The 15630-nt window shown below is 65.3% G+C and carries 16 protein-coding genes; 15 read left to right on the top strand and 1 reads right to left on the bottom strand.

Annotation, left to right across the window (positions count from 1 at the left end; genetic code table 11):
• Positions 1 to 6: 6 nt before the first annotated feature.
• Positions 7 to 1683, bottom strand: coding sequence for an electron transfer flavoprotein-ubiquinone oxidoreductase (locus IV454_RS27380; RefSeq protein WP_206088728.1), 1677 nt, complete (start codon positions 1681 to 1683; stop codon positions 7 to 9).
• A gap of 162 nt (positions 1684 to 1845) precedes the next feature.
• Here IV454_RS27380 and IV454_RS27375 point away from each other — a divergent pair, with 162 nt between their 5' ends.
• From IV454_RS27375 to IV454_RS27305, 15 genes are all read left to right on the top strand, one after another.
• Positions 1846 to 2622, top strand: a complete 777-nt coding sequence (locus IV454_RS27375; protein WP_054263022.1) for an SDR family oxidoreductase — start codon at positions 1846 to 1848, stop codon at positions 2620 to 2622.
• Between the two features lie 414 nt (positions 2623 to 3036).
• Positions 3037 to 3792, top strand: a complete 756-nt coding sequence (locus IV454_RS27370; RefSeq protein ID WP_206088727.1) for a beta-ketoacyl synthase chain length factor — start codon at positions 3037 to 3039, stop codon at positions 3790 to 3792.
• Entirely contained in the window at positions 3785 to 4558 is a 774-nt protein-coding gene (locus tag IV454_RS27365; RefSeq protein WP_206088726.1) for a lysophospholipid acyltransferase family protein, read from the top strand. Before IV454_RS27370 ends, IV454_RS27365 begins: the two co-directional genes overlap by 8 nt.
• A complete protein-coding gene (locus tag IV454_RS27360) occupies positions 4551 to 4805 on the top strand; it encodes a phosphopantetheine-binding protein (protein ID WP_054263019.1) in 255 nt (84 codons plus the stop codon). Before IV454_RS27365 ends, IV454_RS27360 begins: the two co-directional genes overlap by 8 nt.
• A 9-nt stretch (positions 4806 to 4814) precedes the next feature.
• Positions 4815 to 5087 carry an acyl carrier protein gene (locus IV454_RS27355; RefSeq protein ID WP_229521869.1) on the top strand — a complete coding sequence of 91 codons (273 nt, stop codon included), beginning with the start codon at positions 4815 to 4817 and terminating at the stop codon, positions 5085 to 5087.
• 2 nt (positions 5088 to 5089) lie between these two features.
• Complete coding sequence (locus tag IV454_RS27350) at positions 5090 to 5650, top strand: COG4648 family protein (RefSeq protein WP_054263017.1); 561 nt, start codon at positions 5090 to 5092, stop codon at positions 5648 to 5650.
• Positions 5643 to 7376: an ApeI family dehydratase gene (locus IV454_RS27345; RefSeq protein WP_206088725.1), complete on the top strand. Its 1734-nt coding sequence runs from the start codon at positions 5643 to 5645 to the stop codon at positions 7374 to 7376. The genes IV454_RS27350 and IV454_RS27345 overlap by 8 nt, the downstream gene beginning before the upstream one ends.
• A 13-nt stretch (positions 7377 to 7389) precedes the next feature.
• The gene (locus IV454_RS27340; protein WP_206088724.1) at positions 7390 to 8466 is read left to right on the top strand and encodes a class I SAM-dependent methyltransferase; all 1077 of its coding nucleotides are present in this window, start codon (positions 7390 to 7392) and stop codon (positions 8464 to 8466) included.
• Positions 8467 to 8469: 3 nt separating this feature from the next.
• Positions 8470 to 9213 (top strand): glycosyltransferase family 2 protein, encoded by a 744-nt coding sequence (locus IV454_RS27335; RefSeq protein WP_206088723.1) that lies wholly within the window; start codon positions 8470 to 8472, stop codon positions 9211 to 9213.
• Positions 9210 to 10157: a lysophospholipid acyltransferase family protein gene (locus tag IV454_RS27330; RefSeq protein ID WP_206088722.1), complete on the top strand. Its 948-nt coding sequence runs from the start codon at positions 9210 to 9212 to the stop codon at positions 10155 to 10157. Before IV454_RS27335 ends, IV454_RS27330 begins: the two co-directional genes overlap by 4 nt.
• Positions 10147 to 11700 carry an HAL/PAL/TAL family ammonia-lyase gene (locus IV454_RS27325; protein WP_206088721.1) on the top strand — a complete coding sequence of 518 codons (1554 nt, stop codon included), beginning with the start codon at positions 10147 to 10149 and terminating at the stop codon, positions 11698 to 11700. Before IV454_RS27330 ends, IV454_RS27325 begins: the two co-directional genes overlap by 11 nt.
• Positions 11693 to 12127: an acyl-CoA thioesterase gene (locus tag IV454_RS27320; protein ID WP_206088720.1), complete on the top strand. Its 435-nt coding sequence runs from the start codon at positions 11693 to 11695 to the stop codon at positions 12125 to 12127. The genes IV454_RS27325 and IV454_RS27320 overlap by 8 nt, the downstream gene beginning before the upstream one ends.
• On the top strand, positions 12124 to 12726 hold the full coding sequence (locus IV454_RS27315) for a LolA family protein (protein WP_054263011.1): 603 nt from the start codon (positions 12124 to 12126) through the stop codon (positions 12724 to 12726). The genes IV454_RS27320 and IV454_RS27315 overlap by 4 nt, the downstream gene beginning before the upstream one ends.
• A complete protein-coding gene (locus tag IV454_RS27310; RefSeq protein WP_206088719.1) occupies positions 12723 to 15086 on the top strand; it encodes an MMPL family transporter in 2364 nt (787 codons plus the stop codon). Before IV454_RS27315 ends, IV454_RS27310 begins: the two co-directional genes overlap by 4 nt.
• Entirely contained in the window at positions 15079 to 15627 is a 549-nt protein-coding gene (locus IV454_RS27305) for a DUF3261 domain-containing protein (protein WP_181002634.1), read from the top strand. Before IV454_RS27310 ends, IV454_RS27305 begins: the two co-directional genes overlap by 8 nt.
• Positions 15628 to 15630 lie beyond the last annotated feature (3 nt).

Here is a 15630-nt window from a genome sequence, read left to right as displayed (position 1 = left end):
TGGGGCTTACATCCCCGGGTAATTCGGCCCGCCGCCGCCTTCCGGCGTCACCCACACGATATTCTGGGTTGGGTCCTTGATATCGCAGGTCTTGCAATGCACGCAGTTCTGCGCATTGATCTGCAGGCGGTCCTTGCCCTCGTCGGTCTTGACGAACTCATACACGCCAGCCGGGCAGTAGCGCGACTCCGGCCCGGCATACTGCGCCAGGTTGACCGACACCGGAATGCTGTCGTTCTTGAGGGTCAGGTGAATCGGCTGGTCTTCGGCATGGTTGGTGTTCGAAATGAACACCGACGATAGCCGGTCGAAGGTCAGCTTGCCATCCGGCTTGGGATAGGCGATCGGCGCATAGTTGGCCGCCGGTTTCAGGCACTCGTGGTCGCCGTAATCGCGGTGCAGGGTCCACGGCGCCTTGCCGCGCAGAATCAGCTGGTCGATGCCGGTCATGATCGAGCCCAGGTACAGGCCTTTCGACAGCCACGGCTTGACGTTGCGCGCCACGTGCAATTCCTCGTGCAGCCAGGATTGCTCGAACGCGGCCGGGAAGCTGGCCAGCTCGTCGTGCTGGCGCTGCTCGCCCAGCGCCGCGAAGGCCGATTCGGCCGCCAGCATGCCGGTCTTGATCGCCGCATGGCTGCCCTTGATGCGGCTCATGTTCAAAAAGCCCGCTTCGCAGCCGATCAGCGCGCCGCCCGGAAACACCAGCTTCGGCAAGGCTTGCAGGCCGCCGGCCGTGATCGCGCGGGCGCCGTAGGAAATGCGCTTGCCGCCTTCAAAGAAGGTGCGGATGGCCGGGTGCGTCTTGTAGCGCTGGAATTCTTCGTACGGCGACAGATACGGGTTCTCGTACGACAGGCCGATCACATAGCCGACCATCACTTGGTTGTTTTCCATGTGGTACAGGAAGGAACCGCCGTAGGTATCCGAGGTGAGCGGCCAGCCGGTGGTGTGGATGACCAGGCCCGGCTTGTGCTTGGCCGGATCGATTTCCCACAATTCCTTGATGCCGATGCTGTACGACTGCGGATCCTTGCCCTTGTTCAGGTCGTATTTGACCATCAGCTGCTTGCCGAGGTGGCCGCGCGAGCCTTCGGCGAACAAGGTGTATTTGGCATGGAGTTCCATGCCGAGCTGAAAGGCCGCGGTCGGCTTGCCGTGGCGGTCCACGCCCATATTGCCGGTCGCCACGCCCTTGACCGAACCGTTCTCGTTGTACAGGATTTCCGCGGCAGGGAAGCCCGGGAAGATTTCCACGCCGAGCGCTTCGGCCTGCTCGCCCATCCAGCGCACCACATTGCCCAGCGAAATCACGTAATTGCCGTGGTTTTCAAAGCAGGCCGGCGTCACGAAGCCGGGTGCCTGGTAAGCCTTGTGTTCGGTCAGGAACAGGATGCGGTCTTCGGTCACGGCCGTATTGAGCGGCGCGCCGAGTTCCTTCCAGTTCGGAATCAGTTCAGTCAGGGCACGCGGGTCCATCACGGCGCCGGACAGGATATGCGCGCCAATTTCGCTGCCTTTTTCCAGTACGCACACGGACACTTCCTGGCCTTTTTCGGCCGCCATCTGTTTCAGGCGGATGGCGGCGGACAAGCCGGCAGGGCCCCCGCCGACGACGACAACGTCGTACTCCATCGCTTCGCGCGGACCGTATTGTTCGAGGATATTGATAGGCTCTGTCATGGTCTCTTCATGGGATAGGAAAATTTAAGCACGAGTGTGCGGCTTTTTGTCGAGGATTGCAACTTTGGCGCCATTTTACGGACAATATTAGACCTTGCCATCTAATACTGGCAATTTGTGACATCATTATGCTTTCGCAAGACCACCGCACAGGAGCCGATCGTGGGTATTGAAGTAAATTTCGAAGGAAAAATCGCACTGATCACCGGCGCATCGAGCGGCCTGGGCGCGCGCTTCGCCAAGGCACTGGCCGGCGCCGGCGCCCAGGTCGTGCTCGCTTCGCGCCGTACCGACCGCCTTAAGGAGTTGCGCGCCGAAATCGAAGCCGACGGCGGCGCCGCGCACGTGGTCTCGCTCGACGTGACCGATCTGGCCAGCATCAAGTCAGCCATCGCGCACGCCGAAACCGAAGCCGGCCCGATCGATATTTTGGTGAACAACTCGGGTGTTTCGACGACCCAGCGCCTGATCGACGTAACCCCGGAAGATTACTCCTACGTTATGGATACCAATTTGCGCGGCGCCTTTTTCGTGGCCCAGCAAGCGGCCAAGCGCATGATCCAGCGCGCCAAGGGCGATCCGAAAAAACAGCATCGTATTATCAACATTGCCTCCGTCGCCGGCCTGCGCGTGCTGCCGCAAATCGGGGTGTATTGCATGAGCAAGGCCGGTGTGGTGCAAATGACCAAGGCGATGGCGGTGGAGTGGGGCAAGTATGGCATCAATGTCAACGCGATTTGTCCTGGTTATATATCCACTGAAATCAATGAAGAATACTTCGCCACCGAACAAGGCCAGAAACTGATCGACATGCTGCCGCGCAAGCGTCCGGGCAAGCCGGAAGACCTGGACGGCTTGCTGCTCTTGCTGGCGGCCGAAGAAAGCCACTTCATCAACGGCGCCATCATCACCGCCGATGATGGTATGACAGCGCAGTAATCTAAAAGTTCCGCGCTGCCGCGCGCCGCATCCGGCGATGGCTTGCCGGCCTGTGTCGCGCCTGCGGCAATACAAGTCAATGTAAAACCGGGGACCGCCCCCGGTGTTACATGTCAAGCCAACATCCCGGTAACATTCCCGCCTTCCGCTGTGTCCGCCAATCCACGGTTTTGCAGTCTCCCGCTATCGGCGCACCCCTCGCCATCATATTTATTGCTCCCCGCTTCCCTTGAATAGTCTCATCCTGTTGTTTATCAGATATTTATTTGCATAAAATCCCGTAACAGTGGGACAATTCGCAGTTCTGTTGCTTGCCGCTACTATAGTTTCTCGAATGGAAGTATTCCTCTAGGAGCCAGCATTACCGGCAGTTTATAATTTAGGCTGTATGTACCTTAGAGAAATTAGCACCAAATGCAAGTAGATGGCCTGAAGTTTTCTATTGCTGCGCATTCGGCGTGGGCGCCCGGACTGGCAACGGCCGAGGCCTGGGCTGGATGGGCGCAGGTGCCGGTCAGGATCGCTGCGGCCGGCGCAGGCCCCGACCCGGCCGTGGCATCGATGCCGGCCATGTTGCGCCGCCGCGCAGGCTTCCTCGGCAAGATGGCGCTTGAAGTGGCTTACCGCTGCCTCGACGGCCGCACCGATGTTGCGGCGGTGTTCTGTTCGCGCCATGGTGAAGTGTCGCGCGCGGTCGACCTGCTAGGCGAGTTGTCCCAGGGTGAACCGATGTCGCCTACCGGCTTCGGCCTGGCCGTGCACAACGCCAGCGCCGGTCTGTTCTCGATCGCCCGCACCGACCGCGCCAATCACATGGCCCTGTCGGCCGGCGCGGCGACCGTCGAACACGGCGTGGTCGAAGCCTGCGGCCTGCTGGCCGACGGCGCGCCCATGGTTCTGCTGGTGGTGTACGACTGCGCGCTGCCGGCCGTCCTCGCGCATTTCGAGGATTGCGACGAACAGCCGCACGCCTGGGCGTGGCTGATGACCGCGCCCGGCGCGGACACAATCAGCCTGGCCTGCGCCGCCGCCGACGCCGATGCCGATACCGCGGCGCCGGCGTCGACCCAGCCGGGTGGCCTGGATGTGCTGCAGTTCCAGTTGAGCGGCGCCGCGAGCCTGGTGCGCCAGGCGGGCATGCAGCGCTGGACCTGGACGCGCGATGTTTGACCGGATCGGCCGCTACTGGCGCGTGCTCGCCACCGGCATCAGTTTTCTCGCCTTCGGTATCGGCGGCCTGTTGCTGCGTATTGCGGTGTTCCCGCTGCTGCAGCTGGTGGTGTGGGAGTGCGCCGCGCGCGTCACGGTGGCGCGCGCCATCCTGCGCCTGACGTTCCGCGGCTTTGTGGGCCTGATGCGCGGCCTCGGTGTGCTGCGCTATGAATTCATCGGGCTCGAAAAGCTCGAACGGGGTGGCCTGCTGATTCTCGCGAACCACCCGTCGCTGATCGATACCGTGTTCCTGATGGCGTTCGTGAAACGCGCCGACTGCATCGTCAAGAGCCACCTGTGGAATAACCCGTTCACCCGGGGCCCGGTGCGGGCTGCCGGCTACATCAGCAACGACAGCGGCGAGCAGCTGGTCGAGGCGTGCATCGCCTCCCTGCGCGCCGGGAACAACCTGATTATCTTCCCGGAAGGGACGCGCACCCCGGCAGGCGGTGCGATCAGCCTGAAACGCGGCGCCGCCAACATCGCCGTGCGCGGCGCGCGCGCCGTGACTCCGGTGCTGATCGACTGCCAGCCGCCCACCCTGGGCAAGGGCGACAAGTGGTGGCGCGTGCCGGAGCGCTTCGTGCAGTTCCGGCTTGAAGTGAAAGACGACATCGAGGTCGACGCCTTCCTGGGCGCCGACATGAGCGAAGTAATGGCGGTGCGTCATCTGACGGACTACCTGCAACAATTTTTTACTGGAGAGTACCAAGGCCATGCTTGAAACAGAAGTGAAACAACTGATCATCGACGTCCTGCAACTGGAAGATATTAAGGTGGACGATATCGATAGCGCCGCGCCGCTGTTCGTCGAAGGCCTTGGCCTGGACTCGATCGATGCGCTCGAACTGGGCGTGGCGCTGCAAAAGCGTTACGGCATCTCGCTGTCTGCCGATTCGGAAGACACCCGCAGCCATTTCGCGTCGGTGCGCGCGCTGGCGGCCTTGATTGAAACCCACCGCAAAAAGTAAGGAGTTTGTATGGTAGACGTAAACAATATGAGCCGGGACGAGCTGCAGGCGTGGGTCGTCGATCTGCTGGCCGACATGTTCGAGCTCGACAAGTCCGCGCTGACGGCGGACTCGAACCTGTACGCCGATCTCGATATCGACAGCATCGACGCGGTCGACCTGGCGGTCAAGCTCAAGCAGCTGACCGGCAAGCGCCTGCAGCCGGAAGTATTCAAGACGATTCGCACTATCGGCGACGTGGTCAATGCGCTCGACGATCTGGTCGAGGAGCAGGCGTTATAAGCATGCGCCGCTTGGCCGCGCCGTTGGCCGCGATCTCGGTCGTTCTCACGCTGTGTTATCCGTTGGCCGTCTGGTACGGACAGGGCAGGGTGGAGCCGCGCTCGCTGGCTGTGCTGCTGCTGCTCGCCGCCCTGGCGCGCCTGCCGGCCTTGAAGGCCAGCGTGGGCGCGCGCTGGTCGGCTGCAGGCGCCCTGGTGCTGGCCGCCGTGGCGGTGATGGGGAACGCCATGCTGCCCTTGAAGCTGTACCCGGTGCTGGTCAGTGCCGGCCTGCTGGCGGCCTTTGGGTACACGCTCACCACCCCGGTGTCGATGGTCGAACGCTTCGCCCGCATGCGCGAGCCGGACCTGCCGCCCGCGGCGGTGGCCTACACGCGCACGGTGACCAAGGTGTGGTGCGGTTTTTTCGTGGTGAACGGCGCCATTGCGCTGGGCACCGCGCTGTGGGCCTCGCAAGAGGTCTGGTCGCTGTACAACGGCGTGATCTCGTACTGCCTGATGGGGGTACTGTTCGCCGCTGAATTTTTGGTACGTCTGCGCTTTAAGCGATTGCATCATGGCTGATCTGTTTTCCATTCTGGGCACGCGCGTTGGCGCCGCCATCGCCGGCTGGCGCGAGGCCGCTTCCGTCCGCACGCCCGTTACCGTCGCCGCGCTGCGCGCGCGCGCGGGCGCATGGCGCGCGCTGGCCCTGCGCACGCCCGGCACCAACGCGGCCCTGTACATCGAGGACAGCCTCGAATTCGCCGCCGCGCTGCTGGGCGCCTGGCAGGCCGGCAAAACCGTGTGGCTCAGCGCCGACACGCTCGACGCCAGCTGCATCGCGCTGGCGCGCTCGGTCGACTGTTTCCTGGGCGAGTTCCCGGCGCGCTGGACGCCGCTGCAGCCGGCACACGATGACGCCTGCGCGCTGCCATGGAGCGGGCCTGACGGCGACTTCGCGGCGCTGGTGGTGCACACCTCCGGCAGCACCGGCGCGCCGCAGGCGATCCCGAAACAACTCTCGCAACTGACCAGCGAAGTGGCCACCCTGGACGCCCTGTTCGGCCCCGCCATCGGCGACGCCGACGTCTATTCGACCGTCTCGCACCAGCATATCTATGGCCTGCTGTTCAAGGTCCTGTGGCCGCTGGCCGCCGGCCGCGCGATCCACGCGGCCAGCCTGGCCTATCCCGAGCAGCTCGCGCAGGTCCTCGGACAGCGCGCCTGCGTGCTGGTCGCCAGCCCGGCCCACCTGAAACGCTTGCCCGCCCACCTGGACTGGAGCGCGGCCGCGTCCTGCCTGCGCGCCGTGTTTTCGTCCGGCGGCCCGCTCGCTCCCGACGCCTCGGTGGCGGCGGCCCAGTTGCTCGGCCAGGTGGCGATCGAAATCTACGGCAGCTCGGAAACCGGCGGCGTCGCATGGCGCCGCCACCATCCCGGCCTGCCCGGCGCATGGGAAGCACTGCCCGGCGTCGCCTGGCGCATCGCGCCCGACAGCGGCCGCCTCGAAGTGCGCTCGAGCCACCTGGGCGACGACGGCTGGCTGGCCCTCGAAGACCGGGTCAATCCGGCCCCGGACGGGCGCTTCCTGCTGCTCGGCCGCGGCGACCGCCTGGTCAAGATCGAGGAAAAGCGCATCTCGCTCGACGCCATTGAAGCGGCCCTGGTGGCGTCCGGCCTGGCCAGCGAAGCGCGCGTGATCGTCTGCCCCGAGCGGGCCGGCGAACGCCAGGTGCTGGCCGGGTTCGTGATTCCGTCCGCCAGCGGGCGCGCGCTGCTCGATGCCGAGGGCAAGCAGGCGCTCAATGCGCTGCTGCGCGCCCATCTGGGACGGGTGGTGGAAGCGGTCGCGCTGCCGCGCCGCTGGCGCTATCTCGATCAATTCCCGCTCAACGCCCAGGGCAAGACCACCCACGCGCAGCTGCTAGCCCTGCTCGGCGTGGGCGACGCCCGTCCGCGCGTGCCGCAGGTGCGCCTGCTGGAGCAGGACGCGCAGCGCACCCTGCTCGAAATGGTGGTGCCATCGACCTTGTTCTACTTCGATGGCCACTTCACGCAAGCGGCGGTGCTGCCTGGTGTGGTGCAAGTCGACTGGGCCATTCGCTACGCGCGCCTGCACTTTGCGATGGCACCGACGTTTCGCGCCATCCATGCGCTCAAGTTCCAGCAGGTGGTCAGGCCCGACATCCCGTTCCAGCTGGAGCTCAAGTACGACAACGCCGACGACGGCGCCAGCGGCACCCTGCATTTCCGTTATTTCTCCGACGCCGGGCAGCACGCCGGCGGCCGCATCCTGTTTGGTCCTTAACCTGAAGCCTCGCATGTTAGATAAAAAATTCTCCCCTGATCGCCAGACTGCCTTCGAAGCCCGTTTTGAAGCCCAGAAAATCGCCTTCGGCCCGGTCGTATTCCAGTGCGTGCGCTACGCGTGGAAGCGCGGCATGCTGCAAACCCTGGCCGACGCCGGCGAAACGGGACTGTCCATCGCCGACCTGGCGGGCACCGGCCGCTGGACCGAATACGCCCTCAAAGTCGTGCTGGAGACTTGCCTGTCGGCCGGCGTGGTGTTCGTGCACGATGGCCGCTATGCGCTCGACAAGGCTGGTTTTTGCGTCCTCACCGACAGCATCACCCAGATCAACATCGATTTCAACCACGACGTCTGCTACCAGGGCTTGTTCAAGCTGGACGAGTCGCTCGACGCCGAAAAGCCGATCGGCCTGAAAGCCCTGGGCGAGTGGCCCACCCTGTACCAGGGCCTGTCGGAACTGTCGGAGCCGGCCAAGACCAGCTGGTTCGCCTTCGACCACTATTATTCGGACACCTCTTTCCCGTCGATCATGCCGGACGTGTTCGCGACCGCGCCGCGCAAGGTGATGGACGTGGGCGCCAACACCGGCAAATTCAGCTGCGTCGCGCTGGACTACAACGCCGACGTCGAGCTGCACCTGGTCGACCTGCCGCGCCAGTTGTCGGTCGCCGCGACCTCGCTGGAGACGGCCGGCGTGCGCGAACGCGCGCACCTGCACCCGACCGACCTGCTCGACCCGGCCGTGGCGCTGCCGTCGGGGATGGACGTGATCTGGATGAGCCAATTTTTGAGCTGCTTCTCGGAGCCGGCCATTGCCACCATCCTGCAACGCGCCGCTGCCGCACTGGCGCCGCAGGGCCAGCTGCTGGTCATGGACACCTTCTGGGACCGCCAGCGCTACGACATCGCTTCCTACTGCCTGATCAACACCTCGCCGTACTTCACGGCCATGGCCAGCGGGAACAGCAAGATCTACGAGAGCGGCGACTACGTGCGCCTGGCCGAAGCGGCCGGACTCAAACTGCTCACCGCGCGCGACGGCATCGGCTACTGCCATTCGCTGCTGCGCTTCGGCCGGGTGGAGTAAGCCATGTTCAAGCCCTGCGTGATGATCCCCGTGTACGACCACGAACACGCCATCGGCGCCGTGGTCGAGGCGGTGCTCGCTCACGGCTTGCCGTGCATGCTGGTCGATGACGGCAGCAAGCCGTCGTGCGCGCGCGTGCTCGACCAGCTGGCGGCGGCGCATCCCGGCACGGTCGTGCTGGTGCGCCACGCCGTCAACCAGGGCAAGGGCGCGGCCGTGCTGACCGGCTTTCGCAGCGCTGCGCAAGCCGGCTACACGCACCTGCTGCAGGTCGACGCCGACGGCCAGCACAATACCGACGATATTCCGCGCTTCGTGGCGCTCGCGCGCCTGCATCCGCACGCGGTCATCGCCGGCTGCCCGGTGTACGACCAGTCGGTGCCGAAGCTGCGCCTGTACGCGCGCTACCTGACCCATGTCTGGATCTGGATTAACACCTTGTCGTTCGCGATCCGCGATTCGATGTGCGGCTTTCGCATCTATCCGGTGGCGCCCGTGCTCTCGCTCGATGCGCGCTGCGCGCTGGGCAAGCGCATGAATTTCGACTCCGAAATCCTGGTGCGCCTGTTCTGGGACGAAGTGCAGGTGGTGAACCTGCCGACCCGCGTGACCTACCCGAGCGACGGCGTATCGCACTTCATGGCCTTTCGCGACAACGTGCTCATTTCGCGCATGCATACGGTGCTGTTTTTCGGCATGCTGATCCGTCTGCCCAAGCTGCTGGCGCGCAAATGGCGGAGCGCATGACAAAGCTGCACGCCAGCCACTGGGCCGCGATCTCGGAATCGAGCTTCGTGGGCGGCATGCGCCTGCTGTTCTGGGTGTGCCGCGTGTTCGGCCGCTGGCCGTTCCGGGTGGTGCTGTATCCCGTGCTGGCGTGGTACGTGCTTACCAAGCCGGCCGCGCGCCGCGCCTCCACCAATTATCTGGACCGGATGCGTGCCTTTGCGCCGGTGCCGGGCGGCTGGTACGGCGTGCTGCGCCACTTCGGCAGCTTTGCCGAAGCCATTCTCGACAAGATGCTGCTGTGGGGCGGCCTGTTCGACAAGAACCTGGTCAGCCACCACGGCATGGAACCTTTGCGGCGCATGCTGGACGAAAAGCGCGGCGCGGTGCTGGTCTGCACGCACCTGGGCAACGCCGACTTGTGCCGCGTGCTGTCGAACGACGTGCCGGGCCTGACCCTGACGGTGCTGGTGCACACGCGCCACGCGCAGGCCTTCAACAACATGCTTGCTTCGCTCGACCCGCGCAGCCAGACCAATCTGCTGCAGGTGACCGAGATGAACCCGGCCACCGCGATGATGCTGTCGGAGCGGGTAGGGCGGGGCGAATTCGTCGTCATCGCCGGCGACCGCGTGCCGGTGTCGCCCGATCCGAGGGTGGCGCTGGCGCCGTTCCTGGGCAGCGAAGCCCCCTTTCCGGTCGGGCCTTACGTGCTGGCCTCGATCCTGCAATGCCCGCTCTACATGATGTTCTCGACCCGCGTCGGACGCGGCTACGAAGTGAACTTCGAACTGCTGCGCGAATCGGTGCGCCTGCCGCGCAAGGGCCGCGACGAGGTACTGGCCCAGGTGGCCGGCGACTTCGCGGCACGCCTGCAGCACCACTGCGTCCGCTCGCCGCTCGAGTGGTTCAACTTTTACGATTTCTGGCACTTACCCCATTTGGACAAGAACGATGCACCCTGACCTCTCCACTACCCGCCGCGCCGTCCAATTCGACCGCGAACGTCTGACGATCGAAGATATCGTCGATATCGCGCGCGGCACTGCCAGCGCCGTGCTCTCGCCCGACCCGGTGTTCCGCGCGGCGATCGCGCGCGGCGCCGACTTCCTAGACCGCCTGCTGCGCGAGGACGGCACCATTTACGGCGTCACCACCGGTTACGGCGACTCGTGCACGGTATCGATTCCGCCCGACCTGGTGGCCGAACTGCCGCACCACCTGTACACCTATCACGGCTGCGGCCTGGGCGAGTACCTCACGCCGGCGCAAACGCGCGCGGTGATGGCCACGCGCCTGGCCTCGCTGTCCAAGGGCTTTTCCGGCGTGAGCGTCGAACTGCTGGAACAGATCGCGCGCCTGCTCGACGCCGGCCTGTTGCCGCTGATCCCGAGCGAAGGCTCGGTCGGCGCCAGCGGCGACCTGACCCCGCTGTCCTACCTGGCGGCGGTGCTGTGCGGCGAGCGCGAAGTGTGGCGCGACGGCGTGCAGATGCCGGCCGCGCAAGCACTCAAGGAAGCCGGCATCACGCCGCTGCGGCTGCGCCCGAAAGAAGGACTGGCGATCATGAACGGCACCGCCGTCATGACCGCGCTGGCCTGCCTGGCCTATGACCGCGCCGAGTATCTCACGCGCGTGTGCACCCGCATCACCGCCATGGCCTCGTTCGCGCTGGACGGCAATGCCCATCACTTCGACGAGACCCTGTTCTCGGTCAAGCCGCACGCCGGCATGCAGGGCGTGGCCGCATGGCTGCGCGACGACCTGCATGTGGGCCAGGCCGAACGCAACGGCAAGCGCCTGCAGGACCGCTACTCGATCCGCTGCGCGCCGCACGTCATCGGCGTGCTGGCCGACGCGCTGCCGTTCTTCCGCCAGTCGATCGAAAATGAACTTAATAGCGCCAACGACAATCCGATCATCGACGCCGAAGGCGAGCGCGTGCTGCACGGCGGGCACTTCTACGGCGGCCACATCGCCTTTGCCATGGACGGCATGAAGAACGCCGTGGCCAACCTGGCCGACCTGCTGGACCGCCAGATGGCGCTGCTGGTCGACAGCCGCTACAACCACGGCCTGCCTGCGAATCTGTCGGGTGCCGAAGGGCCGCGCGCGGCCATCAACCATGGCCTGAAAGCCTTGCAGATCAGTTCCTCGGCGTGGACCGCCGAAGCGCTGAAACTGACCATGCCGGCCTCGGTGTTCTCGCGTTCGACCGAATGCCACAACCAGGACAAGGTCAGCATGGGCACCATCGCCGCGCGCGACTGCCTGCGCGTGCTGGAACTGACCGAGCAGGTTGTCGCCGCGCTCCTGATCACGGTGCGCCAGGGCGTGTGGCTGCGCTTGCGCGTCAATCCGGAAAACCCGGCGCCGCAAGCGCTGGCCGACATGATGGAAAAATTGGGCGAAGACGTGGCGCCGGTGGCCGAAGACCGCCGCCTGGAGCCCGAGCTGCGCGTGCTGATCACGCGCCTGCGCGAACAGGCCTGGACCCTGTATGCGTAGGGGCGCGCCGCCAAGCCGCTGGTTTTCCGAGACCGAGATGCAGGTCCAGTTCTTCGACCTGGACCCGATGGAAATCGTCTGGCACGGTAACTACGTCAAATACCTCGAAGTTGCGCGCTGCGCGCTGCTCGACAAGATCGACTACAACTACGTGCAGATGAAGGCGTCCGGCTTCGCCTGGCCGGTGATCGACATGAACCTGCGCTATATCGGGCCGGCCGTCTTCGGCCAGCGCCTGCTCCTGCGCGCCGAAATCGTCGAATACGAAAACCGCCTGAAGATCGATTACCTGATCAGCGACCTTGCCAGCGGCAAGCGCCTCAACCGCGCCAGCACCACGCAAGTGGCGGTCGATATCGCCAGCGGCGAGATGTGCTTCATGTCGCCGCCCGTGCTGTTTGAAAAATTAGGAGTAACCCACGCATGAAACGTTTGATCTTCGCCCTCGCCGTCAGCGCCACCTGCGCCGTCGCCAGCGCCACCGCGCCGATCGCCAAGATCCAGGCATTGCTGGCCAAGCCGGCCGTCCTGTGCGGCCGCTTCGACCAGACCAAGCAACTGGCCGGCATGAAAAAGCCGCTCGCCTCGAACGGGCGCTTTTGCGTCGTCGCGGGCAAGGGCGTGTTGTGGCGCACCCTGAAGCCGTTCCCGAACACCCTGCGCCTGACGCGCGACGAAATCGTCAGCTTCCAGGGCGAGCGGGTGGCGATGCGCCTCGAAGCGAAGCAGGAACCGACCGTGCGCATGATTAACAGCGTGCTGTTCTCGCTGCTGTCGGGCGACCTGGGCCAGCTCGAAACCCTGTTCGAGGTCGATGGCAATGTCGATGGCGGCAGCTGGAACGTCGCGCTCAAGGCGCGCCAGCCGGCGCTGGCCAAGGCGATCGGCGCCATTTCGCTCGATGGCGGCGCCTACGTGAAGAATATCCAGATCGCTGAAGCGAGCGGTGACAAAACCGTCATCGTCTTCTCCGAGATCAAGACAGGCGAGGGCGCGATTACCCTTGAGGAGGCGGCGCTGCTGTGAATTCCGAAGTAAAGCGGCACAAGTGGCTGGCCTGGCTCTGGGCGCTGGTGGTCTGCGCCCTGCTGGGGCATAACGCCTATCTGTGGGTGGTCCAGCGCATCGTGCCCGACACCGATATCCTGGCCTTGCTGCCGGTGCAGGAGCGCGACCCGATCCTGCAGCAGTCGTTCACCCACATGGTGGACGCGGCGCAGCAGCGCGTGATCGTGCTGGTCGGCGCCCCCGATTGGACTGATGCCACGCGCGCCGCCGACGCCTACAACGCTGTGCTGGCCGGCCATCCCGGCGTACTCGAAGCGGTGAAACTGTCTGACGAAACCCAGGGCGACTGGCTGGCGCCGTTCCAGAAGCACAGCGCCGCCTTGCTCACCGCGCGGCAGGAAGCGCAACTGCGCAGCGAAAGAGCGCAATTCTGGACCGATGCCGCCCTGGCCAAGCTGTATTCCGCTTTCTCCGGTCCGAAACTGGGCGCCTTCCGCGACGATCCGTTCGGCCTGTTTTCCGGCTGGGTCCAGGACCGCGCGCAAGAAACGCCGGTGCGTCCGCGCGACGGCAAGCTGTTCGTGTCCGACGCCGAGCGCCAGTATGTGCTCATGCCGCTGACCATGCGCGCGCCGGCGTTTTCGATGACGGCCCAGCAAACCGTGGTGCCGCTGCTCGAACAGGCCAAACAGGCCGCGCTCAAGGCCGCCCCGAAGGCGAACGTCATTACCGCCGGCGTGGTGCTGCATGCGTCAGCCGCCAGTGGCCAGGCCGAAGGCGAAATGTCGACCATCGGCGTCGGTTCCCTGGCCGGCATCGTGCTGCTGACCTGGTTCACCTTCCGTTCGCTGCGCCCGATCGCGCTGGTACTGCTGTCGATCGGGATCGGCTTTCTCGGTTCGCTGTCGGTGTGCTGGCTGCTGTTCGGCCGCATCCACCTGCTGACCCTCGTGTTCGGGGCAAGCCTGATCGGCGTGGCCCAGGATTACGGCATCTACTTCCTGTGCAACCGCCTCAGCGCCGACCCGGCCGAGAATTCGGTGCGCCTGCTCAAACGCCTGCTGCCGGGACTGGGCCTGACCCTGCTGGCAGCGGTGATCGGCTACACGGGGCTCGGCTTCACCCCGTTCCCCGGCCTGCGCCACATGGCCGTGTTCTCGGCCGTGGGCCTGGTGTTCGCCTGGCTGACCGTGACTTGCTGGTTCCCGCTGCTGGTCTCGGGCGGCACCCTCAGGACGGGCGCCCTGGCGCGCCGTTACGGCGCCACCCTGGCGCGCTGGCCGCGCGTGCAACTGAACCTACCGACCCTGATCATCGCGGCCTTGTTTGCCGTGCTGGCCGGTTTCGGCTGGTCGCGCCTTGGCGTCAACGACGATATCCGCTCCTTGCAAACCCCGCCCAAGCACCTGATCGATGACCAGATCAAACTGGGCAAGCTGCTCGACGCGCCTACGCCAGTCCAATACTTCCTGGTGCGCGGCGCCAGCGCCGAAATCGTGCTCCAGCGCGAGGAAGCGCTCAAGCGCCGCCTCGACCCGCTGGTCGCCGCCAAACGCATCGGCGGCTACCAGGCCATGTCGAACTGGGTGCCGTCGATACGCACGCAGGTCGAACGGCGCGCCCTGATCGACAGCAAACTGCTGGCGCCCGGCGGCCCGCTCGACTCTCTGGCCAAGGCCATCGACGAAGACAGCGCCTGGAGCGCCGCCACGCGCGCCCACCTGATGGCGCCGCGCGCGCCGCTCACACCAGAGGAATTCCTCAAGACGCCGCCGAGCGAACCGTGGCGCCACCTGTGGCTGGGCGACATCGAAGGCGTCCACGCCAGCATCGTCGCGCTGCGCGGCATGAACATGGCCGCGCTGCCGGACTTGCGCCGCGCCGGCGAGGGCATGGAAGGCGTGCAGTGGGTCGACAAGGTGGCCGAGATTTCATCGGTGCTGGGGCGCTATCGCCAGTACATGGGCTGGGTGGTGCTGGCGGCGTACGCGGTGGTGTTCGTGCTGCTGTACCCGCGCTATCGCGGCAACGCATGGAGGGTGCTGGCGCCGACCGCCGTGGCGACCATCGCCACGCTCGGCGTGCTCGGATTGGCCGGCCAGTCGCTGCAACTGTTCCACGTGCTCGCGCTGATGCTGCTGCTTGGCGTGGGCGTCGATTACGGCATCTTCATGCAGGAGCATCCGGGCCGGCGCGATACCACGCCATGGCTGGCCGTGGGCCTGTCGGCGGCGAATACGATTTTGTCTTTCGGTCTGCTTGGCCTGAGCCGCACTCCGGCCTTGCAGGCATTCGGGCTGACCATGCTGATCGGGACCGCGCTCGCGTGGCTGCTGGTGCCCTGTTTTGCGAATACCAAGGAAAATGAACATGCTTGAACACCGCCTCCACCTGGCTGCGCCGCTGCTGGCCGCCGTGCTGCTGGCCGCCTGCGCCACGCCGCCCGCGCCCCTCGCGCGGCTCGGCATCAAGCTGGCCCCGGATGCGCTGCAGTCCACTATCAGCGTGCAGCAGCACTTGAAAGTCGAGCGCAAGGGCCGCATCGACGAACTCGATGCCGCCGTCGAAGTCGACCCGAAGCAGGTGCAGATGGTCGGCCTGGCGTTCGGCCAGCGCGTCCTGAGCCTGAGCTACGATGGCAAGGAGCTGACCTCGTGGCGCCACCTGATGCTGCCCAAGCAGGTGCGCGCCGAAGACGTGCTCGAAGACCTGCAGCTGACCCTGTGGCCGGCCGACGCCATCGCGGCCAGCCTGCCGCAGGGCTGGCGCATCGAAGACGCCGGCCTGCGCCGCACCCTGACCCTCGATGGCGCGGTGGTGGCCACGATTACCTACACGCAGATGCCGCGCTGGAGCGGCACTGTAACCCTCGACAACCTGCGTTACGATTACCGCCTGACCATCGAGTCGGCCCCTTGAGAA

The sequence above is a fragment of the Massilia antarctica genome (genome assembly GCF_015689335.1).
Classification (GTDB): domain Bacteria; phylum Pseudomonadota; class Gammaproteobacteria; order Burkholderiales; family Burkholderiaceae_D; genus Telluria_A; species Telluria_A antarctica.
Note: the sequence above shows the minus strand (reverse complement) of the source record. Positions and strands in the feature narration are given on the sequence as shown.